The organism is Paraburkholderia susongensis (assembly GCF_900177725.1).
Taxonomy (GTDB): domain Bacteria; phylum Pseudomonadota; class Gammaproteobacteria; order Burkholderiales; family Burkholderiaceae; genus Paraburkholderia; species Paraburkholderia susongensis.
Genome location: NZ_FXAT01000003.1, coordinates 554,490 through 579,790, shown reverse-complemented (window position 1 = coordinate 579,790; position 25,301 = coordinate 554,490). Strand labels below are relative to the sequence as shown.

The 25,301-nt window shown below is 62.1% G+C and carries 21 protein-coding genes; 2 read left to right on the top strand and 19 right to left on the bottom strand.

The features are described 5' to 3' along the window. Positions 1-3 precede the first annotated feature (3 nt). From atpB to B9Z01_RS11555, 18 genes are all read right to left on the bottom strand, one after another. Positions 4-855 (bottom strand): F0F1 ATP synthase subunit A, encoded by an 852-nt coding sequence (atpB, locus tag B9Z01_RS11645; RefSeq protein ID WP_085483024.1) that lies wholly within the window; start codon positions 853-855, stop codon positions 4-6. Between the two features lie 165 nt (positions 856-1,020). Continuing rightward, positions 1,021-1,566 carry an ATP synthase subunit I gene (locus tag B9Z01_RS11640; protein ID WP_085483022.1) on the bottom strand — a complete coding sequence of 182 codons (546 nt, stop codon included), beginning with the start codon at positions 1,564-1,566 and terminating at the stop codon, positions 1,021-1,023. Between the two features lie 672 nt (positions 1,567-2,238). Then, positions 2,239-3,126, bottom strand: a complete 888-nt coding sequence (locus tag B9Z01_RS11635) for a ParB/RepB/Spo0J family partition protein (protein WP_085483020.1) — start codon at positions 3,124-3,126, stop codon at positions 2,239-2,241. Positions 3,127-3,144: 18 nt separating this feature from the next. Continuing rightward, positions 3,145-3,936, bottom strand: coding sequence for a ParA family protein (locus B9Z01_RS11630; protein ID WP_085483018.1), 792 nt, complete (start codon positions 3,934-3,936; stop codon positions 3,145-3,147). Positions 3,937-4,009: 73 nt separating this feature from the next. Beyond that, a complete protein-coding gene (gene rsmG / locus B9Z01_RS11625; protein ID WP_085483016.1) occupies positions 4,010-4,693 on the bottom strand; it encodes a 16S rRNA (guanine(527)-N(7))-methyltransferase RsmG in 684 nt (227 codons plus the stop codon). Then, entirely contained in the window at positions 4,690-6,648 is a 1,959-nt protein-coding gene (gene mnmG, locus B9Z01_RS11620) for a tRNA uridine-5-carboxymethylaminomethyl(34) synthesis enzyme MnmG (protein WP_085483014.1), read from the bottom strand. The genes rsmG and mnmG overlap by 4 nt, the downstream gene beginning before the upstream one ends. 173 nt (positions 6,649-6,821) lie before the next feature. Then, a complete protein-coding gene (locus tag B9Z01_RS11615; protein WP_085483012.1) occupies positions 6,822-7,595 on the bottom strand; it encodes an ABC transporter ATP-binding protein in 774 nt (257 codons plus the stop codon). Then, positions 7,595-9,379, bottom strand: coding sequence for a branched-chain amino acid ABC transporter ATP-binding protein/permease (locus tag B9Z01_RS11610; RefSeq protein ID WP_085483010.1), 1,785 nt, complete (start codon positions 9,377-9,379; stop codon positions 7,595-7,597). The genes B9Z01_RS11615 and B9Z01_RS11610 overlap by 1 nt, the downstream gene beginning before the upstream one ends. 4 nt (positions 9,380-9,383) lie before the next feature. Next, positions 9,384-10,439 carry a branched-chain amino acid ABC transporter permease gene (locus B9Z01_RS11605; protein ID WP_085483008.1) on the bottom strand — a complete coding sequence of 352 codons (1,056 nt, stop codon included), beginning with the start codon at positions 10,437-10,439 and terminating at the stop codon, positions 9,384-9,386. 221 nt (positions 10,440-10,660) lie between these two features. Further along, positions 10,661-11,821: an ABC transporter substrate-binding protein gene (locus B9Z01_RS11595; RefSeq protein WP_085483004.1), complete on the bottom strand. Its 1,161-nt coding sequence runs from the start codon at positions 11,819-11,821 to the stop codon at positions 10,661-10,663. A 390-nt stretch (positions 11,822-12,211) separates the two neighbouring features. Then, on the bottom strand, positions 12,212-13,378 hold the full coding sequence (locus B9Z01_RS11590; RefSeq protein WP_085483002.1) for an ABC transporter substrate-binding protein: 1,167 nt from the start codon (positions 13,376-13,378) through the stop codon (positions 12,212-12,214). Positions 13,379-13,919: 541 nt separating this feature from the next. Next, positions 13,920-14,891 (bottom strand): branched-chain amino acid ABC transporter permease, encoded by a 972-nt coding sequence (locus tag B9Z01_RS11585; RefSeq protein WP_085483524.1) that lies wholly within the window; start codon positions 14,889-14,891, stop codon positions 13,920-13,922. Next, positions 14,891-15,775 (bottom strand): branched-chain amino acid ABC transporter permease, encoded by an 885-nt coding sequence (locus tag B9Z01_RS11580; RefSeq protein ID WP_085483000.1) that lies wholly within the window; start codon positions 15,773-15,775, stop codon positions 14,891-14,893. The genes B9Z01_RS11585 and B9Z01_RS11580 overlap by 1 nt, the downstream gene beginning before the upstream one ends. Positions 15,776-15,923: 148 nt before the next feature. Continuing rightward, the gene (locus B9Z01_RS11575; protein WP_085482998.1) at positions 15,924-17,138 is read right to left on the bottom strand and encodes an ABC transporter substrate-binding protein; all 1,215 of its coding nucleotides are present in this window, start codon (positions 17,136-17,138) and stop codon (positions 15,924-15,926) included. Positions 17,139-17,206: 68 nt separating this feature from the next. Next, positions 17,207-17,965: an ABC transporter ATP-binding protein gene (locus B9Z01_RS11570; RefSeq protein ID WP_085482996.1), complete on the bottom strand. Its 759-nt coding sequence runs from the start codon at positions 17,963-17,965 to the stop codon at positions 17,207-17,209. Next, positions 17,962-18,741: an ABC transporter ATP-binding protein gene (locus B9Z01_RS11565; protein WP_085482994.1), complete on the bottom strand. Its 780-nt coding sequence runs from the start codon at positions 18,739-18,741 to the stop codon at positions 17,962-17,964. The genes B9Z01_RS11570 and B9Z01_RS11565 overlap by 4 nt, the downstream gene beginning before the upstream one ends. 409 nt (positions 18,742-19,150) lie before the next feature. Continuing rightward, a complete protein-coding gene (locus B9Z01_RS11560; protein ID WP_085482992.1) occupies positions 19,151-20,866 on the bottom strand; it encodes a GMC family oxidoreductase in 1,716 nt (571 codons plus the stop codon). 128 nt (positions 20,867-20,994) lie between these two features. After that, positions 20,995-22,548 (bottom strand): CoA-acylating methylmalonate-semialdehyde dehydrogenase, encoded by a 1,554-nt coding sequence (locus B9Z01_RS11555; RefSeq protein ID WP_085482990.1) that lies wholly within the window; start codon positions 22,546-22,548, stop codon positions 20,995-20,997. A 162-nt stretch (positions 22,549-22,710) separates the two neighbouring features. Between B9Z01_RS11555 and B9Z01_RS11550 the strand changes: the two genes are divergently transcribed. Then, positions 22,711-23,610: a LysR family transcriptional regulator gene (locus tag B9Z01_RS11550; protein WP_085482988.1), complete on the top strand. Its 900-nt coding sequence runs from the start codon at positions 22,711-22,713 to the stop codon at positions 23,608-23,610. 388 nt (positions 23,611-23,998) lie between these two features. Continuing rightward, on the top strand, positions 23,999-24,535 hold the full coding sequence (locus B9Z01_RS11545; RefSeq protein ID WP_085482987.1) for a class IV adenylate cyclase: 537 nt from the start codon (positions 23,999-24,001) through the stop codon (positions 24,533-24,535). Positions 24,536-24,654: 119 nt separating this feature from the next. Here B9Z01_RS11545 and B9Z01_RS11540 read toward each other — a convergent pair whose 3' ends face one another. After that, positions 24,655-25,143 (bottom strand): Lrp/AsnC family transcriptional regulator, encoded by a 489-nt coding sequence (locus B9Z01_RS11540; protein WP_085482985.1) that lies wholly within the window; start codon positions 25,141-25,143, stop codon positions 24,655-24,657. Positions 25,144-25,301: the final 158 nt, after the last annotated feature.

Below are 25,301 nucleotides of genomic sequence, written 5' to 3'. Positions count from 1 at the left end.
AGGTTAGTGCGAGTCGTGTGCCTGGCCGATGTACACCAGCGTCAGCATCATGAAAATGAACGCCTGCAGCAGAACGATCAGGATGTGGAAGATCGACCATACGGTACCGGCGATCACGTGGCCGATGAAGCCAAGCACCGTCGTGTCCGCGCCGAAGCTCCAGATGCTGCCGAGCAGGGCAATCAGCAGGAACAACAGTTCACCCGCATACATGTTGCCGAACAGCCGCATGCCGAGCGAAACCGTCTTCGCGACGAACTCGATGATGTTCAGTGCAAGGTTCGGGATCCACAGGAGCGGATGCGCGCCGAACGGAGCGGACAGCAGTTCATGCACGAAGCCGCCGGCGCCCTTGATCTTGAAGTTGTAGTAAATCATCAGCACGAACACGCCGAGTGCGATACCGAGGGTGCCGTTCAGGTCGGCGGTCGGCACGAGGCGGTGGTGCGGAATGACTTCGGACAGACCCAGCCAGCCGATCACGCGGCCCGGCAGGTCGACGGGAATGAAGTCGAGGGAGTTCATCAGCGCGACCCAGACGAACACGGTCAGTGCCAGCGGCGCGATGAAGGTGCGCGAGCCGTGGATCATCGCCTTCGATTGATCCTCGACCATTTCGACGAGCATTTCGATCGCGCACTGGAAACGGCCCGGCACGCCGGACGTCGCCTTGCGGGCAGCGAGATGCAGCACGAGGATGGTAACCAGGCCGCAAACGATCGACCAGAAGAGGGTGTCCAGATTCCACACGTGGATGTCGAAAATCGACGTCTGGTGTGCGGTGGAAAAGTTCTGCAAGTGATGCGCAATGTACTCGGACGGGTCCATTGCTCGCGTGCCTTCGCTAGCTGCCATATCGTTAAAGCCACCCAAATTGTCGAAAATCGTCTGAGGCCGCTCCCGCCGAAATGCTCTATTGCGAGAACGCACCGGGTGCGCAGCCTGTCATATCCGCACACCTGTTGCCGGCGCCACGCACCGGCCTGAAATTCTTTCTGCCGCTATTTTTGTGCTGCTACCTTAGCGCCACGCCAAGGCGATCCAGTAAGTCTTCAGCGCGATGAGGTAGGTCACGAGCAGCGGAATCCAGCGTACGTCGTGATACCAGAAGGCGATCGCGACAAACATCGCAATCGTTGTCCCCATCTTGAGCGCTTCGCCGATCATCCAGCTCATCACGGTCTCGGCGCCGCGCTGCTTTATCAAACGTGCCGCGAACAACGCGCCCGGCACCCAGCAGATCGCTCCCCCCAGGAACGCGGACAGCGCAGCAGCGCCCGGCGGCTTATAAAACAGCCACCACACCAACGTAGCAACCAGGGACAAAACCACTTGCGCTGCGACGACCCTGAAGGGCGTCACGCGCGACGGACGACCCACGCCAGGACCAAACAGCTTCTCTGCCTCGGCCCGCGTGAGCGGAACGATGTTGTTATCTTCCTGCGCGTCATCCCACGCTTCGCCCGGGTCGAACTGCCGACTGGAGGACGCATCGGAAACGGAGCGTTCAGTGCGGTGTTCGTCGTGCCCATTCTTCGGCGACAGATTCGACGTTTTGACCGCCATCGCAATGTTCCGAAAATCTCGTTCCAGTCCGCAAGCTTACATCGTGCTTACGGGGTTGCCGTGCAATTAAATCCGGGCGATTGTAAGCGATAGTTGCAGGCAATTCAAGACTTTAGGCCGGCCTGCAACGGCGTGAAACGCGCCTTCACGATGCGGTAAAACGCGTCCGGGCAACGCGAAGCACGTCAAATGTAAGGCGGGCGTGGGACGACAAAACCGTTACCAGGAGTCGCGCAGATTGAAGCTAGCCGATAGGCTGTTTCGGCGCTGTGGCAGACGTCTCGAAAATGCAACAAATACCGGTTTTGGCGAGACGGATTGAACGGGCACGGCACCGGTAGAAGCTATGCGCAAACGTGCCTTGAGAGGGTGAACAATTTCGCTGATGATAGCGGGCCGTAAGGTCGTCCCCGTCGTTGCGTAAGTGTAATCGGCTGCCTGAACCTGGCATTACTGATTATTCGACGCCCAATTACTTAGGAATCCACGGCAATCACGGGCCACGAACTGCGGAGGAAAACACGACCGCCGGATGAAGCTCGAGCGAGGGCTCTCAAAACCACAGCGCCCCGCTCCACCGAATATGTCGGAAGCGCGCCGATCGGCTTATGCACCTAAACTACCAATGCACTATCCACAGGCCGTTCAGCGCCCTACTCCACCCATCGCCGGTCAGACGTTGGCATTGCCTCGCAAGCGGACAAGAATGCCTTCCAACGCGTCCAGATCGCCGAAGTCCACCAGCACCTGGCCGCGGCCGCGTCGGCCGAGCTTGATTTTCACGGTAGCTGACAACAAGTCCGACAGCTCCTCTTCAAGTCGCCGCGTATCGCGACCGCCATCCGGGTTCGCGCGCGCTTTGACGGCAGGCGTCGTCTTCGTCGTCGAGGCGACCAGTTTTTCGGTCTCGCGCACGGACAGGCGCTTGTTGACGACCTGATTGGCCAGGGTGATTTGCGTCGCCGCGTCGACGGCGAGCAGCGCGCGAGCATGCCCCATGTCCAGATCGCCGGCAAGCAGCATGGTTTGCACTGGCGCTGCGAGATTGAGCAGACGCAGCAGGTTCGACACCGCACTGCGCGAGCGGCCAACCGATTCCGCTGCCTGCTCGTGTGTAAAGTGGAATTCGTCCAGCAGACGCTGGATGCCCTGAGCCTCTTCGAGCGGATTCAGATCTTCACGCTGAATGTTCTCGATCAGCGCCATCGCGGCGGCCGCCTGGTCCGGCACGTCCTTTACGAGTACCGGCACCTCTTCGAGCCCCGCGAGGCGCGCGGCGCGAAAACGCCGCTCGCCGGCAATGATCTCGTATCTGTCCGCTGAGATCGGGCGCACGAGAATCGGTTGCATCAGCCCTTGGGCACGAATACTGGCGGCAAGCTCCTGCAGCGCGCCTTCGTCCATCCGTGTGCGCGGCTGGTATTTGCCCGCCTGCATCTTGCCAAGCGGCAGCACATTCGGCGCGCTGTCGATCACGACCGCTTCGGTGATATCCGCGGTGCCGCCGAGCAATGCCTCCAGACCGCGGCCCAATCCTTTCTTTCTTGCTACTGCGTTCATCGTGCTCCCTCGATCCACTTAGGATGCTTGGGGCGCGTCGTTCAATGCGCGCACCCGTTCAATCATTTCAGCGCCGAACTGCACGTACGCCTGCGCGCCACGCGACGCCCTGTCGAACACCACGCCGGGCAACCCGTAGCTGGGCGCCTCGGCAAGCCGCACATTGCGCGGGATCACCGCGTCGAACACCTTGTCGCCGAAATGCTCTTTCAACTGATCCGAGACTTGCTGTTGCAAGGTGATGCGCGGATCGAACATCACACGCAGCAGGCCGATCACCTTCAGGTCACGGTTCAGATTGGCGTGCACCTGCTTGATCGTGTTGACGAGATCGGACAGACCTTCGAGCGCGAAGTATTCGCATTGCATCGGAATCACGACGCCATGCGCGGCGCACAGGCCGTTGAGCGTCAGCAGCGACAGCGCCGGCGGGCAGTCAATCAGCACGAAGTCGTATTCGCCCTCGATCGCCGCGAGCGCTACCTTCAGTTGACGCTCACGGTTCTGCATGCTGACGAGTTCCACCTCGGCGCCCGCGAGTTCGCGGTTCGCAGGCAGTACGTCATAACCGACGGCCTCTGGCCGGACTCGCGCATTGACCACGGACACATTGTCCACGAGCACCTCGTACACGGTGTTCGCGCACTCGGCCTTGTCGATGCCGCTGCCCATCGTGGCGTTGCCCTGCGGGTCCAGATCGATGAGAAGGACACGCTGTCCCTGCGCTGCCAGGCTCGCGGCCAGATTGACTGTGGTGGTCGTCTTGCCGACGCCTCCCTTCTGGTTCGCAACGCAGAAGATTTTTGCCATCGTTGGTGTGTCCCTTTTGCTGCTTGATGAAGTGAAAATCGTTGGGGATGCCGGCTGTCGTGGAAGTGGACCGTCAGCTTTCGGCGCCCACCCGAACCTTGAGCAAATGCCGTTCGGCGTCGAGAAACGGCACGTTCAGCCGGATGACCTGTTCCACGTGCGCGCCCGCCGGCAAACGTTCAACTTCGCCATCCGGCCGCACACCTTTCATCGCCCAGATCGCGCCCTGCTCCGCAACCAGATGACGGGCCAGTGTAACGAAATCCGAGAGTTCTGCGAATGCACGCGAGACAATTACGTCGAACTTTGCCGGCACTTCGGCACCGGGCCGCAACGTCTCGACCCGGCCCGTCACGACCGACAGATTCGTGAGGCCGAGCTCTACCTTGGCCTGCGCCTGGAAAGCCGTCTTTTTATGAACGATATCGTTCGTGGTGACGGTCCATTCGGGCAGCACGATCGCCAACACGATGCCAGGCAGGCCGCCGCCAGAACCAACGTCGAGCACCGAAGACGGGCCGCGCGACGCGAGGTGCGGCACGATCGAAAGCGAATCGAGGATGTGCTGGATCAGCATCTGCCGCGGATCGCGAATCGCCGTCAGGTTGTAGACCGCGTTCCATTTCGCCAGCAGCGCGACGTAATCGAGCAACTTGCGCTGCTGGGCATCGCCGAGATCGAGGCCCAGCTCACGAACGCCGTCCGCCAGCAGCGACGCCAATGCCGGCTGGTCGACACGCTTCTGCCCTGCCGTCATTGCGCCACCGGCTTGCTGTCGGTACCGGACTCGGCGGGTTTCGTCGGACGACGACCGAGGCCTCGCTTCAAATGAACCATGAGCAGCGAGATGGCCGCCGGCGTGATGCCCGAGATGCGGGAAGCCTGGCCGATCGTCTCCGGCCGGAACTGCATCAGCTTCTGGCGTGCCTCGAACGACAGCCCACGAACCTCCGCGTAGTCCAGCCCTTCGGGCAGACGCGTGTTTTCGTGCGCCTCGTTCCGCTCGATCTCACCGGCCTGGCGGTCGATATAGCCTTGGTATTTGATGCCGATCTCGATCTGTTCCTTGATCTGAGCGAGCAGCACTTCATCTTCAGCAAGCACTTCAGGCGCGCCGCACGTGCCGGCACGCAAGCCGCAGACACCGTCGTAGCTAACGCCCGGGCGGCGCAGCAGGTCCGCGAGGCTGTACTCGTGATCGATCGGCTTGCCGAGCAAGGCCGTCGCTTCGTCGGCGGATAACGTCTTAGGATTGACCCACGTTGTACGAAGACGCTCTGTTTCACGTGAAACAGCGTCGCGCTTGCGGCTGAAAGCATCCCAACGAACGTCGTCGATCACGCCAAGCTCGCGGCCGACTTCGGTCAAGCGCATGTCGGCGTTGTCTTCGCGCAGGCTCAGACGATATTCGGCGCGGCTTGTGAACATCCGGTACGGCTCGGACACGCCACGCGTGACCAGATCATCGACCAGTACGCCCAGGTAAGCCTGATCGCGGCGCGGGCACCATGCCTCCTTGCCTTGCACCTGCAAACCGGCGTTGATACCTGCCAGCAGACCTTGCGCCGCTGCCTCTTCATAGCCGGTCGTGCCGTTGATCTGCCCGGCAAAGAACAGCCCGTTGATGACCTTGGTTTCCAGCGACGCCTTCAGCCCACGCGGATCGAAATAATCGTACTCGATCGCATAGCCGGGCCGCAGAATGTGCGCGTGCTCCAGCCCGCGCATCGAGCGCACCAGTTCCAGCTGTACGTCGAACGGCAAGCTCGTGGAAATCCCGTTCGGATAAAACTCGTTGGTCGTCAGCCCTTCCGGTTCCAGGAAAATCTGATGCGATTCTTTCGACGCAAAGCGGTGAATCTTGTCTTCGATAGACGGACAGTAGCGCGGCCCCACCCCTTCGATCACGCCGGTGTACATCGGCGACCGGTCGAGACCATTGCGGATGATGTCATGCGTGCGGGCGTTCGTATGCGTGACCCAACACGGCACTTGCCGCGGATGCTGATCGACGCGCCCAAGGAACGAGAACACCGGCACTGGGTCCAGATCGCCCGGCTGCTCTTCGAGTTGCGAGAAATCGATCGTCCGGCCGTCGATGCGGGGCGGCGTACCGGTCTTGAGCCGCCCTTGCGGCAGCTTCAGTTCCTTGAGCCGTGCGGACAGTGAGACCGCCGCCGGATCGCCCGCACGGCCACCGGTGTAGTTGTTCAGGCCCACGTGAATCTTGCCGTCGAGGAACGTCCCAGCCGTCAGCACGACTGCGCGCGCCCTGAAACGAATCCCGACCTGCGTGACAGCGCCGACCACCCGATCGCCTTCCACCATCAGATCGTCGACAGCCTGCTGGAACAGCCACAGGTTCGGCTGATTTTCCAACCGATGCCTGATAGCAGCCTTGTACAGCACACGGTCTGCCTGAGCACGCGTCGCCCGGACCGCCGGCCCTTTCGACGAATTCAGGATCCGAAACTGGATGCCGCTTTCGTCGGTTGCGGCCGCCATTGCACCGCCGAGCGCGTCGACTTCTTTGACCAGATGGCCCTTGCCAATGCCGCCGATCGACGGATTGCAGCTCATCTGACCGAGCGTTTCGATGTTATGGGTCAACAACAGCGTCTTGTTGCCCATGCGCGCCGACGCCAAAGCGGCCTCAGTACCGGCATGACCACCGCCGACGACGATTACGTCAAATTCTGTGGGAAAAAGCATCGCGAGATCTCACGCCAGATCGTCGCGTGAGCCTTCAAAGGAAATGTATGGGCGAATTATAACGGGTTCGGTTTAGGCCCGAATTTCGTCCGAATGGCTAATCAATAAAAAAGCGGTGTGTTTCACGTGAAACACACCGCTAAAAATGACGGCAGCCGATAAAAAATACGGAGCTACGCCACTTTTTTCGCCAGACCGAGATAGGTTTCGATCACGCGCGGATTTTGCGCAAGATCCGCTGCGGGTCCTTCCAAAGCCAGTTCGCCGGTTTCGAGCACATAGCCGTAGTCGGAGATCTGCAGCGCGGCGCGCGCGTTCTGCTCGATCAGCAGCGTCGCCACCCCCGTCTGTCGCAGTGCGCTAATGATGTGGAAAATCTCCTTCACGATCAGCGGCGCGAGACCGAGGCTCGGCTCGTCGAGCATCAGAAGGTCGGGCTTGCCCATCAGCGCCCGGCCGACCGCCAGCATCTGCCGCTCGCCGCCAGACAACGTGCCAGCCGCCTGCTTGCGACGCTCCTTCAGCCGTGGAAACAGTTCGAACACCGGTTCGAGCTGATCGAGAAAATTGCGCTCCCCTGCCCGCTTGCGCCGGTAGGCACCGAGCACAAGGTTGTCCTCGACCGTCATCGACGCGAACAGCTCACGCTTTTCGGGCACCAGACACATGCCGCGCGCGACCCGCTTCTCGACGGGTATCGCGCTGACGTCCTCGCCTTGATAGTTGATCGCGCCCTTCGCATGACCGGTGCTCGGTAATGCGCCCATGATCGCGTTCAACAGCGTGGACTTGCCTGCACCATTCGGACCGATCACCGAAACGATCTGCCCCGCCCGCACCTGGATCGCCGCGCTGTGCAGCGCCTCGACCTTGCCGTAGCGGACCGACAAACCGTCCACGCCGAGAATCGGCACGCCGGCCGCTCCTGCATTCATTGCGCTCTCCATCACTCCACCCCGCCCAGATACGCTTCGAGCACCGCCGGATCCTGCTGCACCTCCTGCGGCAAACCTTCCGCGATTCGCGTGCCGAACTCCATCACCACGAGGCGATCGGTGAGATTCATCACGAAATCCATGTCGTGCTCGACCAGCAGCACGCTCATCCCTTCAGCCTTCAAACGGCGCAGCAGATCGGCGAGGTGCAGCTTCTCCTGATAACGCAGACCGGCAGCCGGTTCGTCGAGCAACAGCAGTGTCGGGTCGCAACAGAGCGCGCGAGCAATCTCGAGAATCCGCTGCTGGCCGAGCGCGAGACTGCCAGCCTCGTCATACATATGCTGTTCGAGCCCGACCCGGCGAATCTGCCGGGCCGCCTCAGCCATCAGGCGTGCTTCTTCCGCACTATTCAGCCGCACAACGCTGCGCCAGACGCCCGCATGACCTCGCAGATGCGCGCCGATCGCGACATTCTCGAGCACCGTCATGCCGGACAGCAGCTTGACGTGCTGGAACGTGCGGCCGATCCCGCGCTTGACGATTTCACGTGAACTGAGCGCATCGATGCGCTCGCCGCGAAACGTGATCTCGCCGCTCGTCGCCTGCAGCACGCCGGTCACGAGGTTGAAGGTGGTCGACTTGCCGGCGCCGTTCGGGCCGATCAATCCGATGATCTGTCCCGCCTTCACCTCGAAGCTCACGTCGTTCACCGCGACGAGGCCGCCGAACTGCTTGCGCGCCTTGTTCACCGTGAGCAGGTTTTCACCTGTCTGCGGCCTGCTGCGTTGCGGCAACGGCTCGGCATGATCCGCGAGATGCGCGCGCGGGCCACGAGGAAAAAAGCGCGCGACGAACGGCCACACGCCCTGCCGCGCGTATTGCAGAAGCAGCACCATCAGAATGCCGAACACGATCACTTCGAAGTTGCCGTTTTCGCCGAGCAGCTTCGGCAGCAGCGTTTGCAGATAATCCTGCAGCACGGTCAGGATCGCCGCGCCGAGCACCGCGCCCCACACGTGCGAAACGCCCCCCACCACCGCCATGAACAGGAATTCGATGCCGTGATTCAGACCGAACGGCGTCGGATTCACCGCGCGCTGCAAATGCGCATACAGAAAGCCTGACACCGACGCGAGCACCGCCGCATAGACGAAGATCACGACGCGCATCCAGCCCGTATTGACGCCCATCGCCTCGGCCATCAGGCCGCCGCCCCGCAGCGCGCGAATCGCGCGGCCGGGCCGGCTATTAAGCAGATTCTGAACAGAGATGACCGCGCCGAGCACGACCACCCAGATCAGGTAGTAGATATGGCGGCCGGACTCGAGGTTGATCCCAAAAACATTGAGCACCGGAATGCCGTTGATGCCGTCGTACTTGCCGAGCATGTCGAGATTGCCGAACAGGTAGAACAGCGCAAGCCCCCACGCGATCGTGCCGAGCGGCAGGAAGTGGCCGGACAGCCGCATCGTCACGAGGCCGAGCATCAGCGCGATCAACGCCGTCACGATCACACCCGCGATCAGCGCGAGCCAAGGCGAGACACCGTAACTCGTCGTCAGATACGCGGTCGCGTAAGCGCCGATGCCGACGAACGCCGCCTGCCCGAAGCTCGTCATCCCGCCGATGCCGGTCAGCAGCACGAGGCCGATCGCGACGATCGAATACAGGCCGATGTAGTTCAGCAGCGTGACCCAGTACTCAGGCACGTGGATCGGATGCGGCAGCACGGGCAACGCGAACAGCACCACGAGGAACAGCCAGAAGAACTTCTTTTGCATGATCCGTTTCATCGCGTCACTCCTCTTCCTCTTCGGCATGCGGGCTGGCAAGACTGCGCCAGAGCAGCACCGGGATGATCAGCGTGAACACGATCACTTCCTTATAGGCACTCGCCCAGAATGATGAATACGACTCCAGCAGACCGACCAGGATCGAGCCGGCCGCCGCCAGCGGATAACTGACCAGGCCGCCGATAATCGCCCCCACGAAGCCCTTCAGACCGATCAGGAAGCCCGAGTCGTAGTAGATCGTGGTGAGCGGCGCAACGAGGATGCCGCACAGCGCGCCGAGCCCCGCCGCGAGCGTGAACGCGAGGCGCCCCGCCTGCGTCGTGCCGATGCCGACGAGCCGCGCACCGAGCCGGTTCACCGAGGTTGCGCGCAAGGCCTTGCCCGAGATCGAGCGATCGAAGTACAGATACAGCGCCCCGATCAGCACGACCGCGGTGCCGATCACCCACAGGCTCTGCCCGGAGATCGACAGGCTGCCCACATTGAACGTCGCGTCCGAAAATGCATTGGTGCGCGAGCCTTCCGCGCCGAACATCACGAGCCCGAGGCCGACCATCGCGAAGTGCACGGCCACCGCGACGATCAGCAGCAGCAGCGTGGTGGCCTCCGCGATCGGCTCATACGCGAGCCGGTAGACGAACGGTCCCATCGGAATCACGATCAGCAGCGTCAATGCGATCTGCACGATCATCGGCAGCGGTTGCAGGAAAATGCCTCGCGTGAGCGCATACACCGCAATCGGAAACAGCAGATACTTCCCCGCCAGCACCGGCAGCGTGCGCACCGCATGGCGCCGCCGCTCGGCATGCCGCAACACCGCCGCCGTCTCGACGACGAAGCACGCGGCGCCCATCGCCATCAGCAGCCAGCAGGTGGCCGGAAATTTCTGCGTCTGCAGTGCGGCGAGCGTCAACGCGCCGTACGAAACGAACTCCCCCTGCGGGATGAAGATCACCCGCGTCACGGAGAACACCAGCACCAGCGCAAGCGCCAGCAGCGCGTAGATCGCGCCGGTGGTGATGCCGTCCTGCGCGAGGATCGCCGCAATTGATAGATCCATACTTCCTCGTCCTGAAGCGTCGAAATCGAAAAACCGGGAGACAGTCGTGACGGCGCGGCCGGTGGCCGTCCATCAACCTGCAATGTCTGAAAAGACAACCGCCGCGCCGTGTCCGGGCGCGGCGGTCGTTGCCATTGTCATCGAACACAATGGCAATGCGGCGTCATGCACCGCAGATTGCGCGAGAGGCGCGTACCGCTTGTTGTCTTTGTTTATGGTCTTTAGTCGTTCTGCAGCTTCCACTTGCCGTCGACAACCTCCACGATCACGCGTGCGCGCTTGTCGAGGCCGTTGTGGTCGGTCGGCGTGGTGTTCATGATGCCGTGCGACACCGGCAGCTCCTTGATGTTTTCAAGCGCGCTGCGCAACGCTACGCGGAACTCGGGCGTGCCCGGCTGCGCGGTCTTCAGTGCGACCGGAATCGCGGCCTGCAGCATCTGGCCGGCATCCCATGCGTGACCGCCGAAGGTCGCCACCGAGCCCGCGCCATAGGCTTTCTCGTACGCGTTCTTGTAGGCTTCCGACGACTTCTTCACCGGGTTCGAATCCGGCAACTGATCGACGACGAGAATCGGGCCGGCCGGCAGCAGCTCGCCCTCGCAATCCTTGCCGCACACGCGCAGGAAGTCGTTATTCGCGACGCCGTGCGTCTGATAGATCTTGCCCTTGTAGCCGCGCTCCTTGAGCGTCCTGGCCGGCAGCGCCGCGGGCGTGCCCGAGCCGGCGATCAGCACCGCGTCGGGATTCGTGCCCATCGTCTTCAGCACCTGGCCCGTCACCGAGGCGTCGGTGCGGTTAAAGCGCTCGTTGGAGACGATCTTCAGATTGTGCGCTTTGGCCGCGGCGTCGAACGTCGTGTTCCAGCTATCGCCGTAGGCATCCGAAAAGCCGATGAAGCCGACCGTTTTCACGCCGTGGCGCGCCATGTAATCGGCGATCGCGTCGGCCATCAGGCTGTCGTTCTGCGGCGGTTTGAAGGCCCATGCGCGCTTCGCGTCCATCGGCGAGATGATTGCCGCCGACGCCGCGAGTGAGATCACCGGCGTCTTGCCTTCGGCGGCGGGATCGAGCATCGCGAGCGCATTCGGCGTGACGGTCGAGCCGATGATCGCATCGACGTGGTCTTCGTCGATCAGCTTGTGCGTGTTCTGCACGGCCTTGCTGGTGTCGGACCCGTCGTCGAGCACGATGTACTGCACGGTCTTGCCGCCGATCTCCTTCGGCAGCAACGCAATCGTGTTCTTCTCAGGAATCCCGAGCGATGCAGCCGGCCCCGTAGTGGACAACGTCACGCCGATCTTCACCTGCGCGAACGCCGCACCTGCGCCGCACATCAGCGCCATTGCGATACCGGTGCGAACCCATTGCCTTGTCTTTTTCATTGCGAGTCTCCAAACGCTTTGAAGCGCTATCTGTAAACCGGCTTAGAGGGCCGGGTGTCTGAATCTAGTAAGCGAGTTCAGGTGTGCCAAGCATGGTTTTCCCTGCCCGGCGCGAATACCTTGCTCGTTCTGTTGGATACCGCTCCTCTCATCCATCACGGCGACTACTGTTACGACGGTCACGCTTTCTCCGGCGTGCTTCTGTTTCCATAAACCACTAATATGTTAGTAGTTTGCGTTCTGCATCATCGACGGTCAATAGAGCGCGGGCCCAATGCGGGTTTGTCCTGAAGCAACGGAACCACACTTTTCCCGCTTCACAGGCAATAAAAAAGACGCGTCAATCGCACGCGTCTTTTTCGATGGAATCCTGTCGCGCCTCGCCTCCGCTCAGTCGCCGGCCAGCTTCCACTTGCCGTCGACGATCTGCACCATCACGCGCGCCCGCTGGTCGAGACCAGCGTGGTCGTTCGCGCTCATGTTGAAGATGCCGTGCGACGCGGGCATGTCCTTCGTACCTTCGAGCGCTGCGCGCAGCGCCTCGCGGAACGCCGGCGTGCCCGGCTGGCCCTTCTTCAGCGCGAGCGGGATCGCATGCTGCAACAGCAAGCCCGCGTCCCAGGCGTGACCGCCGAACGTCGACACCGAGCCTGCGCCATAAGCGGCTTCATACGCGTGCTTGTATGCAAGCGAGGTTTTCTTCACAGGGTTCGAATCGGGCAGCTGATCGGCGACGAGCAGCGGGCCGGCAGGCAGCCACGTGCCTTCGCAATCCTTGCCGCACACGCGCAGGAAGTCGTTGTTCGCGACGCCGTGCGTCTGATAGTACTTGCCCTTGTAGCCGCGCTCCCTGAGCGTTTTCTGCGGCAGCGCAGCCGGTGTGCCCGCCCCGGCGATCAGCACCGCATCCGGGTTCTGCGACATCATCTTCAGCACCTGGCCCGTGACCGATGCGTCGTTGCGCGCGAAACGCTCGTTCGCGACGATCTTGATCTTCGCGAGATCGGCGGCCTTGCTGAATTCCTTGAACCAGCTTTCGCCATATGCGTCTGAAAAGCCGATGAACGCAACCGTCTTCACGCCGTGATTCGCCATATGCTGTGCGATCGCGGTAGCCATCAGGATGTCGTTCTGTGGCGTCTTGAAGACCCATGCACGCTTCGCGTCCATCGGTTCGACGATACCTGCGGCCGCGGCCATCGAGATCATCGGCGTGGAGGTTTCAGCGGCGACGTCGATCATGGCAAGCGAATTCGGCACGACGGTCGAGCCGATCAGCGCGTCGACGTGATCTTCGCTGGTAAGCTTGCGGGCGTTCTTGACCGCCTGGGTGGAATCGGTTGCGTCATCGAGCACGATGTAATCGATTTTCTGGCCCGCGACCTCTTTGGGCAGCAGCGCAATCGTGTTCTTTTCCGGAATACCGAGCGATGCGGCCGGCCCCGTTGCCGACACCGTGACACCGATTTTCACGTCCGCGAATGCATGGTTGCTCCATGCAGCCGATACCCCGGTAGCGACCAATGCCGCGCTGATCCAACGCAATGCCGACTTCATCCTGCTCCTCTAGTAACCCCGTTATTCAATTGAATTTAAATCCGCAGACTTAAATACCGACCGCATGGTCGGTGAATAGCGAGTTTAGCGGACGCCCGCGCCGTGCTGCAAGCGTTTTGCAGGGTTGTGATGTGTAAATACAGCGGTGCAGGAATTCAGACGGCGAATAAAAAATAGCTGCCGGATTAGCGGATTAATTCGCCACTGCTTTTTGAAAAGCACAAATAAAAAGCGCTGTTGGATATCAATCCAACAGCGCTTTCGTCTGGGCACTGAGTGCCTCAATTGTCTCCTCGTTCTCCACCTGCAAATTCGTGGTGCATCAGAACTGCATGAAGAATAAACGCCCCCCCTTCCGGTAACAACTAGCAATTACCCTAGTGGTGCACTGCGGCACCGAATTGGGGCACGTTCGTGTATTTCGGCTATGCATTATGCAACTCGCACGTAAAGGTGTCCATTTCATCGGATCTTCAGCATGCGCGAATTAAATCGGATCCCGAAGCAATTTTCATATCGCACTGCATCAAGCAACGCCCCATCACGCGCGCAGCGGCCGCACGCGCGCGACGATCTCGCCGACGATACCGCGCCGGAACGCGAGCACGCAGGCAATGAAAATCAGACCCGTGACGATCGTCACCGACTCGCCGAGCGAACGGAACCAGTCGATGCCCGTCACCGATGCGAGCGCGGAACCGATATCGCCGAGACGGTCTTCGAGCGAAACGATCAGCGCGGCGCCGAGCAACGGTCCGAACAGCGTGCCCATGCCTCCCACGAGCGTCATCAGGATCACGAGGCCGGACATGGTCCAGTACGCGTCGCTCAGCGTTTCGAAGCCTTGCACCAGCACTTTGAGCGAACCCGCGAGACCGGCAAGACCCGCCGACAGAATGAACGCAAGCAGCTTGAAGCGATCGGTATCGTAGCCAAGCGACACCGCACGCGGCTCATTTTCCTTGATCGCGACGAGCACCTGCCCGAACGGCGAATGCACGATGCGCACGATCAGCAGAAACGCCGCGACCATCACCGCCAGCACGACGAAATACAGCGCGACATCAGACGAGAGACTGAGCACGCCGAACAGATTGCCGCGCGGCACGCCTTGCAGACCATCTTCACCATGCGTGAACGGCACCTGCAGAAACACGAAGTAGACCATCTGCGCGAGCGCGAGCGTCACCATCGCAAAGTAGATGCCTTGCCGGCGAATCGCGAAGAAGCCGACCACAAGCCCAAGCAGCGTCGCCGTCGCGGTGCCGGCCAGCACGCCCAGCTCGGGCGAGAATCCGAGCGTCTGCATCGCATAGCCGGTCGCGTAGCCGGCCGACGCGAGAAACATCGCGTGCCCGAACGAGAGGAGCCCCGTGTAGCCGATCAGCAGATTGAACGCCGCCGCGAACAGCGCGAAGCACAGCACCTTCATCACGAAGAGCGGATAGATGCCGAGCACCGGCACCGCGAGCAGCACGATCAGCAGCAGACCGTAGAGAATTTTTCTCTGCATCATTTTTCCCTGCCGAAGAGACCCGCCGGACGCACGAGCAACACGAGCGCCATGATCACGAAGACGACGGTCGCCGACGCTTCGGGGTAGAACACGCGCGTGAGTCCTTCGATCACGCCGAGCATGAGGCCGGTCAGAATCGAGCCCATGATCGAACCCATCCCGCCGATCACGACCACCGCGAACACGGTGATGATCATCGGCTGGCCCATCAGCGGCGAGACCTGAATGACCGGCGCGGCGAGCACGCCGGCAAACGCCGCGAGCGCGACGCCGAAGCCGTACGTGAGCGTAATCATCAGCGGCACGTTGACACCGAACGCCTCGACGAGCTTCGGGTTTTCGGTGCCCGCGCGCAGGTACGCGCCAAGCCGCGTCTTCTCGATCACGAACCACGTAGCGAAACACACGACGAGCGACGCGACGACGACCCACGCGCGATAGTTCGGCAGGAACATGAAACCGAGATTGGTCGCGCCCGAGAGCGCCGAGGGCACGTCGTACGGCTGGCCGGACGACCCGTAGATCGAATGGAACACGCCTTCGATCACGAGCGTGAGCCCGAAAGTCAGCAGGAGTCCGTATAGATGATCGAGCTTGTAGAGCCAGCGCAGCATCGAGCGCTCGATCGCGATGCCGACGAGCCCCACGATCAGCGGCGCGAGCACGAGCATCACCCAGTACGGCAGATTGAAATACGACAGCCCCATCCACGCGAGCATCGCGCCGAGCATGAACAGCGCGCCATGCGCGAAATTGATCACGTTGAGCAGGCCGAAAATCACCGCCAGCCCGAGGCTCAGTATCGCGTAGAACGAGCCGTTCACGAGCCCGAGCAGAAGCTGGCTCAGCATCGCCGGTAGCGGAACGCCAAAGATGTCCATTGAAGCCCTTAGCCCTTCAAGCCATCGTCAAGGTGAGATCGGTCACGCACGATCCGTGCCGCGCACGGTAGACGGCAATAGCGTCTACCGTGCGCGGCACGTGAAACGGCTGGCCGCCATGACTCGCGAAAACGCCGTACGCGCGCGCTTACTTCCACAACGCGCAACGGGTCTGCGCCTTGGTCGTGAAGGCCTGCTCGCCCGGAATCGTCGCCATGATCTTGTAGTAGTCCCACGGCTCCTTCGATTCGGCGGGCGTCTTCACCTGCATCAGGTACATGTCGTGAATCATGCTGCCGTCCTGGCGGATGTAGCCCTTCGCATAGAAGTCGTCGATCTTCGTCTTGCGAAGCTGCGCCATCACCTTGTCCGGATCGGTCGTGCCCACCGCCTGCACCGCCTTCAGATAGTTCATCGTCGCCGAGTAATCAGCAGCCTGCAGGCTCGACGGCATCTTCTTCATCTTGTCGAAGTAGCGTTGCGACCACTTGCGCGTCTCGGCGTCCTTGTTCCAGTACCAGCTGTCGGTCAGCACGAGGCCTTGGGTGGTCTCCAGACCGAGGCTGTGCACGTCGTCGATGAACATCAGCAGCGCGGCGATCTTCATCGTCTTCGGGATGCCGAATTCCTTCGCGGCCTTGATCGCGTTGACCGTATCGCCGCCGGCATTCGCGAGGCCGAGAATCTGCGCCTTCGATGCCTGCGCCTGCAACAGGAACGACGAGAAGTCCGACGCCGACAACGGATGACGCACCGAGCCGAGCACCTGGCCGCCGTTCGCCTTCACGACGTCCGAGGTCGCTTTTTCGAGCGCCTTGCCGAATGCGTAGTCGGCGGTCAGGAAGTACCACGTCTTGCCGTCCTGCTTCGTCACCGCAGAGCCCGTGCCGTTCGCGAGCGCAGTCGTGTCGTACGCATAGTGAATCGTGTAGGGCGTGCATTGCTCGTTGGTCAGCGTATCGGCACCCGCGCCGACGTTGATGTAGACCTTGTGCTTCTCGCCCGCGACGGTGTTCATCGACAGCCCGGTCGCCGAATTCGTGCCCCCGATCAGCATGTCGACGCCATCGCGGTCGAACCATTCACGCGCGCGCGACGCGGCGATGTCCGCCTTGTTCTGGTGATCCGCGTACAGCACCGTGATCGGCTTGCCGTTGACCTTGCCGCCGAAGTCGGCGACCGCCATGCGGATCGCCTCGAGACCGCCCTGCCCGTCGATATCCGCGTACAACCCCGACATGTCGGTGATGAAGCCGATCTTCACGGCGTCGTCGGCCGCTTGCGCGCCCCCGAACGTTAGCGCGGTGCCGGCGGCAACCGCGAAACAGAATGAGGCAAGCCGCGCAAGTGAGTTCTTTTTCATGTGTGTCTCCTGGTTCTTCGCTTGTGGTTATCAGAGGCAATCGGGAGCATGCATGTTTGCATGCCTATCTACACGCCCAGTAAATCGTGCAGCACCGGCATCTTGCCTTCGAGCTCGCTGGCCTCGAAATGCTCGACGATCGTGCCGTGCTCCATCACATAGAAACGATCGGCAAGCGGCGCGGCAAAACGGAAGTTCTGCTCGACCATCACGATCGTGTAGCCGCGCGCCTTGAGCGTGACGATCATGCGCGCGAGCGCCTGCACGATCACGGGCGCGAGCCCTTCCGAGATTTCGTCGAGCAGCAGCAGATTCGCGCCGGTGCGCAGAATGCGCGCGACCGCGAGCATCTGCTGTTCGCCGCCCGACAGCCGCGTGCCCTGGCTCATGCGGCGCTCTTGCAGATTCGGGAACATCGCGTAGATTTCCTCGAGCGACATCATGTGCGCCTTGTCGCCGATGGCGGGCGGCAGCAGCAGATTTTCCTCGCACGAAAGGCTCGAAAAAATGCCGCGCTCTTCGGGGCAATAACCGATGCCGCAATGCGCGATGCGATGCGTGGGCAGGTTGATCGTTTCGCGTCCGTCGATGCGGATCGAACCCGTGCGGCGCCCCGTGAGGCCCATGATCGCGCGCAGCGTCGTGGTGCGGCCCGCGCCGTTGCGCCCAAGCAGCGTGACGACTTCGCCGCGGCCGACCGTCAGATCGACGCCGTGCAGGATGTGGGATTCCCCGTACCAGGCTTGCAGTCCCGCGATCTCCAGCGCGGGTGCGCCGTTCTTCATGTCGCTCAGTTCGAGGCCTTCGCGCTCGACAGTCGTATTCATGCGTGGGCTCCGGCGAGCGCCGCGTCGGCACTGCCCATATAGGCTTGCATCACGAGCGGATTCTTCGACACTTCCGCGTAGCTGCCTTCGGCCAGCACCTCGCCCCGTTGCAGCACGGTGATCGTGTCGGAGATGCCGGCAATCACGTTCATGTTGTGCTCGACCATCAGGATCGTGCGCCCGGCCGAGACTTTCTTGATGAGCGCGGTCACGCGGTCGACGTCTTCGTGACCCATGCCTTGAGTGGGCTCGTCGAGCAGCATCAGCTCGGGTTCCATCGCAAGCGTGGTGGCGATTTCGAGCGCGCGCTTGCGGCCGTACGCAAGCTCGACCGTCAACACATCGGCGAAATCGGTCAGGCCGACCTGGGTGAGCAGATCCATCGCGCGATCGTTCAGACTCCGCAGCGTGCGCTCGCTCTTCCAGAAGTGAAACGCGGTGCCGAGCGAGCGCTGCAAACCGATGCGCACGTTCTGCAACGCTGTCAGATGCGGAAACACCGCGGAAATCTGGAACGAACGGATGATGCCGCGCCGCGCGATCTGCGCGGGACGCTCGCTCGTGATATCGACCCCGTTGAAAACGATCTGACCCGCAGTGGGTTCGAGAAATTTCGTGAGCAGATTGAAGCAGGTGGTCTTGCCTGCCCCATTGGGCCCGATCAGCGCATGGATCGAGCCACGGCGCACGCGCAGATTCACACCGTTCACGGCGACAAAGCCTTTGAACTCGCGGGTGAGGCCGCGCGTTTCGAGAATCGTATCGCCGAGAATCATGTTCCCTTCCATACGGAGTTAGGCGAAGCACTACGATCTTTCCGCGCGAAGCTCTGCGCGACTTTTTATGAACGGCGGCACCCCTTGCCGCTCGTTGGCGTGCTGCACCAATCCGGACGGTAATCCATGGCGCGACACGCAGCATGGCTGCCATTGTCGCGCCAATGATGCAGCGCATTCATTGGGATTTGCACTTAGTGGACGCGGCGCGCCGTGCGTGAGCGAGGCGCGCGGCACACTCGCGTCACGCGCACTGCGCGTCACTGCGGAAAACATGACCGATGCGACGTATCGCGCGCGGGCGTGTCTGCCGGTTTGAGCCTCGCCGGTGCCGCTTGTGCCTGTGCTTGCGCCCGCTTATGTCTGCTGGTGTCTTTCTATTGATTCGCGATCTGTCACACAGCGTGTGTCACACAGCGGACACCGGCGCGGCCGCACTCGTTTGCGCGGACACGCTGCCACTCACGCGCGCGCGGCGATCCTCGCGAATCATGTCGCTCGCGCGCTCGGCAATCATTAGCGTCGGCGAATTCGTGTTGCCCGACGTGATGTTCGGCATCACCGACGCATCGACGACACGCAAGCCCTCGACTCCGATAACTCGTAGCCGGTTATCGACCACCGTGGCGGGATCGTCGGTCGTACCCATGCGGCAGGTGCCGACTGGATGGAAGATCGTCGTACCGACCGCGCCGGCGGCCTGCTGCAATTGCGCTTCGGTTTGGTACTGAATGCCCGGCAGAATCTCCTGCGGCCGGTAGCGCGCGAGCGCGGGCGCCGCGGCGATGCGGCGCGTGAGACGCAATGCGTTCGCGGCGACGTGGCGGTCGTAGTCGGTCGAGAGATAGTTCGGCGCGATCAACGGCGGTGCCGATGCATCGGCCGATCCGATATGGATGCTGCCGCGCGACGTGGGACGCAACTGACACACCGATGCGGTGAATGCATTGAAACGATGCAGCGGTTCGCCGAAGCGATCGAGCGAAAGCGGCTGCACATGGTACTCGAGATCGGGGCGCGTGAGCGAGCGGTCGTCGGGATCGGACTTCGCGAAAGCGCCGAGTTGCGACGGCGACATCGACATCGGCCCGCTCTGGAAGAGCGCGTACTGCACGCCGATCATGAGCTTGCCCCACCAGTGCGCGCTCATCGTGTTGAGCGTGCGCACGCCTTCGACCTTATAGGCCATGCGCAACTGCAAATGGTCCTGCAGATTTTCGCCGACGCCGCGCAGATCCTTGACGACCTCGATGCCCAGATTCTGCAGCCGCGCGCCGTTGCCGACGCCGGACAGCTCGAGCAGTTGCGGCGAGTTGACCGCGCCCGAGGAAAGGATGACTTCGCAACGAGCTTTGGCGAGATAGTCGACATCGCCGCCACGATATTCGACACCCGTGCAGCGGCGCCCTTCGAACACGACACGCTGCGTATGCGCGCCGGTAATGACCGTGAGATTCGGCCGCTTGAACGCGGGCCGCAAAAACGCTTTCGACGCATTCCAGCGAATGCCGCGCTTCTGATTGACGTCGAAATAACCGACGCCGGTGTTGTCGCCACGATTGAAGTCGTCGGTCGCGGGAATGCCGTTTTGCTGCGCGGCTTGCGCGAACTCTTCGAGAATCTTCCACTTCAGGCGCTGCTTTTCGACGCGCCACGGGCCGCCCGCGCCATGCGATTCGTTGGCCCCCCCGTAGTGATCTTCGCTGCGTTTGAAGACCGGCAGCACCGAGTCCCACGACCACGAACTATCATTCGTGGCGCGTGCCCATTCGTCGTAGTCCTCGCGCTGCCCACGCATGTAGATCATGCCGTTGATCGACGAACTGCCGCCCAACACGCGCCCGCGCGGATACGACAGCGCGCGGCCATTCAGGCCCGGTTCCGCTTGTGTCTTATAGAGCCAGTCCGTGCGAGGGTTGCCGATGCAGTACAGGTAGCCAACCGGCACGTGGATCCAGTGGTAATCGTCCTTGCCGCCGGCTTCGAGCAGCAACACACTGATATCGGCATCTTCGGTGAGCCGGTTCGCCAGCACGCAACCCGCGGTGCCCGCGCCGACAATGATGTAGTCGAATTCGCCTTCGAGCCGTCGCGCGGCCGTGGACGCACTTTCGGTGTGACTCATCGTTCAGTCTCCTAAGCATTTTTCTGCGCACACGTGGCTGGCAAGGAGTTTCCCCACGCTTTCCACGCGTGCGCGGCAACGCGTTATTCTTGTTTTGGCGCGCGCCAGATGCCCTGTCAAACGGCGAACTACTTCGCGACCGGCATCGTGAATTCAGCGCCCTTCGCGATGCTGTCGGGCCAGCGCTGCATGATGCTCTTGTAGCGTGTATAGAAGCGCACGCCTTCTTCACCGTACGCGTGATGATCGCCGAACAGCGACTTCTTCCAGCCGCCGAACGAATGCCATGCCATCGGCACCGGAATCGGCACGTTGATACCCACCATGCCGATCTCGATCTGGCGCGAGAACGCGCGCGCAACGCCGCCATCGGACGTGAACAGCGACACGCCGTTCGCAAACTGATTGGAGTTGATCAGTTCGACAGCGGAAGCGAAGTCCGGCACGCGCACGACGCACAGCACCGGCCCGAAAATCTCCTCGCGGTAGATCTTCATGTCGGTCGTCACATCATCGAACAGGCTGCCGCCGAGGAAGAAACCGTTCTCGTGCCCAGCCACTTTATGACCGCGCCCATCGACGACGAGCTTCGCGCCCGCCGCAACGCCGGCGTCGATATAGCCTGCCACCTTGTCGCGATGCGTGCCCGTCACGAGCGGACCCATTTCGGCCACCGCTTCCATGCCGTTGAGAATCTTCAGACTCTTCACGCGCGGCGTCAGACGCTCGATCAGTTCGTCGGCGATGTGTCCCACCGCGACCGCCACCGAAATCGCCATGCAGCGCTCGCCGGCCGAACCGTACGCGGCGCCGATCAATGCGTCGACGGCCTGGTCGAGATCGGCATCGGGCATCACGACGAGGTGATTCTTTGCGCCGCCCAACGCCTGCACGCGCTTGCCGTGCTTCGTGCCTTCCGTATAGATGTACTCGGCGATCGGCGTCGAGCCGACGAACGAGAGCGCGCTCACATCGGGATGCACGAGCAGCGCGTCGACCGCGACCTTGTCTCCATGCACGACGTTGAATACGCCGTCCGGCAGCCCCGCTTCCTTGAGCAGTTCGGCAAGCCGGTTCGACGCCGACGGATCGCGCTCGGACGGCTTCAGCACGAACGTATTGCCGCACGCGATCGCGACCGGGAACATCCAGCACGGCACCATCATCGGGAAGTTGAACGGCGTGATACCGGCGACCACGCCGAGCGGCTGGCGCAGATTCCAGTTGTCGATGCCGCCCCCGATCTGATCGGTGAAATCGGTCTTGAGCAGATTCGGAATGCCGCATGCGAACTCGACGATCTCGATGCCGCGCATCACCTCGCCCTTCGCATCGGAAAACACCTTGCCGTGCTCGCGCGTAATCAGTTCCGCGAGTTCGTCGTGGTGACGGTCGAGCAATTCCTTGAACTTGAAGAGCACGCGCGCCCGTTTGATCGGCGCGGTTTCGCTCCATGCGGGGAAGGCGGCCTTCGCGGCAGCGACCGCGGCGTCCACTTCGGCGACGCTCGCGAGCGGCACGCGTGCGCTCACGCTGCCGAGCGCCGGATTGAAGACATCGCCGAAACGGCCGCTCGTGCCGTCGACAACCTTGCCGTTGATGAAATGCGCCAGCGCGCGGGCGCCGGCTGCGCTGCGCACGGTTTCGTTCCGCGCGGTTTCGTTCCGATATGTCTCGCTCATCTTTGTCCTCTTCCTGTGGTGTCCTTTAGCCCGGCGTGGAGCACGCGCCTCACGCATGAAGCGCCTGTGCGGGCGTCTTGAACGCCAAGCGTACGGCCCTTTCGCGGGACAAATCCAATGAGTATTGCTCAACTGAGCTATAAGCCGCGCTAATATCAGTGTATGGATCTGACTCTGCTCCGGGCTTTCATCACCGTCGCACGCGAGGGCAACCTCACGCGTGCCGCGGTGCAACTCCATCTGACCCAACCCGCCGTCAGCCTGCAAATCAAGCATTTGCAGGAGGCGCTTGGCGTGACGCTATTCACGCGGACTTCGCACGGGCTCACGCTCACGCGCGACGGGCAGGCACTCTTGCCGCATGCCGAACGCGCGCTCGGCGCGGCAGCCGACGTGCAGCGCGCCGCGCAGTCGCTGCGCCAGGAGGTGCGCGGACGCCTGCGCATCGGTACGATTCTCGATCCCGCATTCCTGCGCCTCGGCGGCTTTCTGAAGCAGCTCGTCGAGACCTGGCCGCAGATCGAAACGGCGTTGCGCCACGGCATGTCGGGATGGGTGCTCGAGCAGATTCGCGTGGGCGAGCTGGACGTTGGCTACTACATCGGCGTGCCGTCCGACGAGGAAACGCGCGACGGCCCGGCGTTTCACGCGGTGACGCTCACACACTTCCAGTATCGCGTGCTTGCGCCGGCCGGCTGGAAAGACCGCGTCAAGGGTGCGCGCGACTGGCGCTCGCTGGCCGCGCTGCCGTGGATCTGGACGCCGCCCGCCTCCGCGCACAATCGGCTGTTATCGCGCTGCTTCGCCGAGGCGGGCGTGAAGCCGGTCAAGGTGGCGGAGGTGGACCAGGAGCCGTCGATGCTCGATCTGGTCAAATCGGGCGTCGGCCTCACGCTCGCTCGCGACGCCATCGCGATCGCCGAAGCGCATGCGCACGCGCTGACGATCGTCGAGGGAATCACCGTGCCGACCCAGCTCAGCTTCGTCACGCTCGAGAAACGCAGAAACGAACCGGCGATTGCGGCCGCGCTGAAGCTGATCGAGCAGCAGTGGGCGAATTGAGCTCGGGCGCGAACGCGGCCTGAAGCTGTCAGCCCTGTCGGCCAATGTGGCACTGCGCCGCACATCGCGATATGAGCAGCGCTAATGCCACGCATGCGCGGCAAGCCGCGTAATCCGGCGAAAACGCGTTAACGCGAAATTCGCCGCAGCGCGGTTCCGTTGCGTTCCCTGTGAGGAAGCATCCGGGCCGCAACGCTGCTGCCCCACTTCCGTCTCCGACTGAAACCGCGCCGTCACACAGTTTTTGTTAGATTGGAGGTTTCTGCCTGCTCACCGACCCCGCCCCCTCTTCTGTTCCGCCTGACTTTGTCTTTCCCGGCAGCTTCGCCCGGCAACAGCGGCAACGCCCGAAGCCGCCGGTCACCCCATCCATCGACAGGAGCCTGACATGGCACGCAACATCGAAATCAAAGCCCGCGCCCAGCATTTCGAGCAGCTGCGCGAGCGCGCGGCGCAACTCGCGACCGACGCGCCGCTGATCTTCCGCCAGCAGGACTTTTTCTACGACGTGCCGCGCGGCCGTCTCAAGCTGCGCCAGTTCGACGACGGCACGCCCGCCGAGCTGATCTTCTACCAGCGTGACGACCGCGACGGCCCGAAGGCCTCGTACTACACGCGCAGTCCCGTGACGAACCCCGAAGCGATGCATTCGCTGCTCGCGACCGCGCTGACCACGCGCGGCATCGTCACGAAAGAGCGGCATGTGTATCTGAGCGGGCGCACCCGGATTCATCTGGACCGCGTCGACGGTCTCGGCGATTTTGTCGAACTCGAAGTGGTGCTCGCGCAGGACGACGACGAAGAAAGCGGCCACGCGGAAGCGCTGGCGATGTTCAAAAGCCTCGGCGTGCCGGAAGCGGATCTGGTGCCGGTCGCTTATGTCGATCTGCTGAACGCGGAGAGCGAGCCGAAGCAGGCCGCATAAAGTTCAAGCGGCGTCACGGGCTGCGGCGTGCCGCGCGCGGCCGTCTTCACGTATCGCTTGAGCGGCGAGCGCGGCGAAACGGCCGCGAAGCCGCCGTGCGCACAACGAGCCGAGCAGCATCAGACCGCCGCCCCCGGCGCGAGATGTCCAAGCGGCAACGGCCCATTGCGCTTGAACGTGGTCAGCACGATATTCGAGCGCACACTATCGACGCCCGGCACGCGCATCAGCTTCTTCATCACGAAGGTGGAAAGGTAGTTCAGATCGGGCGCGACGATGCGTAACAGATAGTCGGCATCGCCGACCACCGCATGACACTCAAGCACTTCCGGCAGCATGTCGATCTGCTGCTGGAACTGTTCGATGATCGAATCGCCGTGATGCTTCAATTTCAAGCTCGTGAAAGCGGTGACGCCAAGGCCGAGCTTTTCCGGGCGCAACACGACGCGGTAGCCATCCACCACGCCCACCTGTTCCAGCCGCTGCAAACGCCGCCCGATCTGCGAGGGCGACAACGGCACCTGGTCGGCCAGTTGCTGATGCGTGGCCCGGCCAAAGCGCTGCAGCACGTCCAGCAGCGCCAGATCGAAGTGATCGAGTTCCAGCATATCGATAGCCCGCATTAAATCGTTACTCAATGCAGAATTATTGCATATCAATGCTGTTTCATACTCATAAGACGCTTTTTCTGTGCGCTCACCGCTCTACACTCGCACCCCTCATTTCACGCGATTCACGCCGCGAGCATCGTGTCGAAGCACGAGCG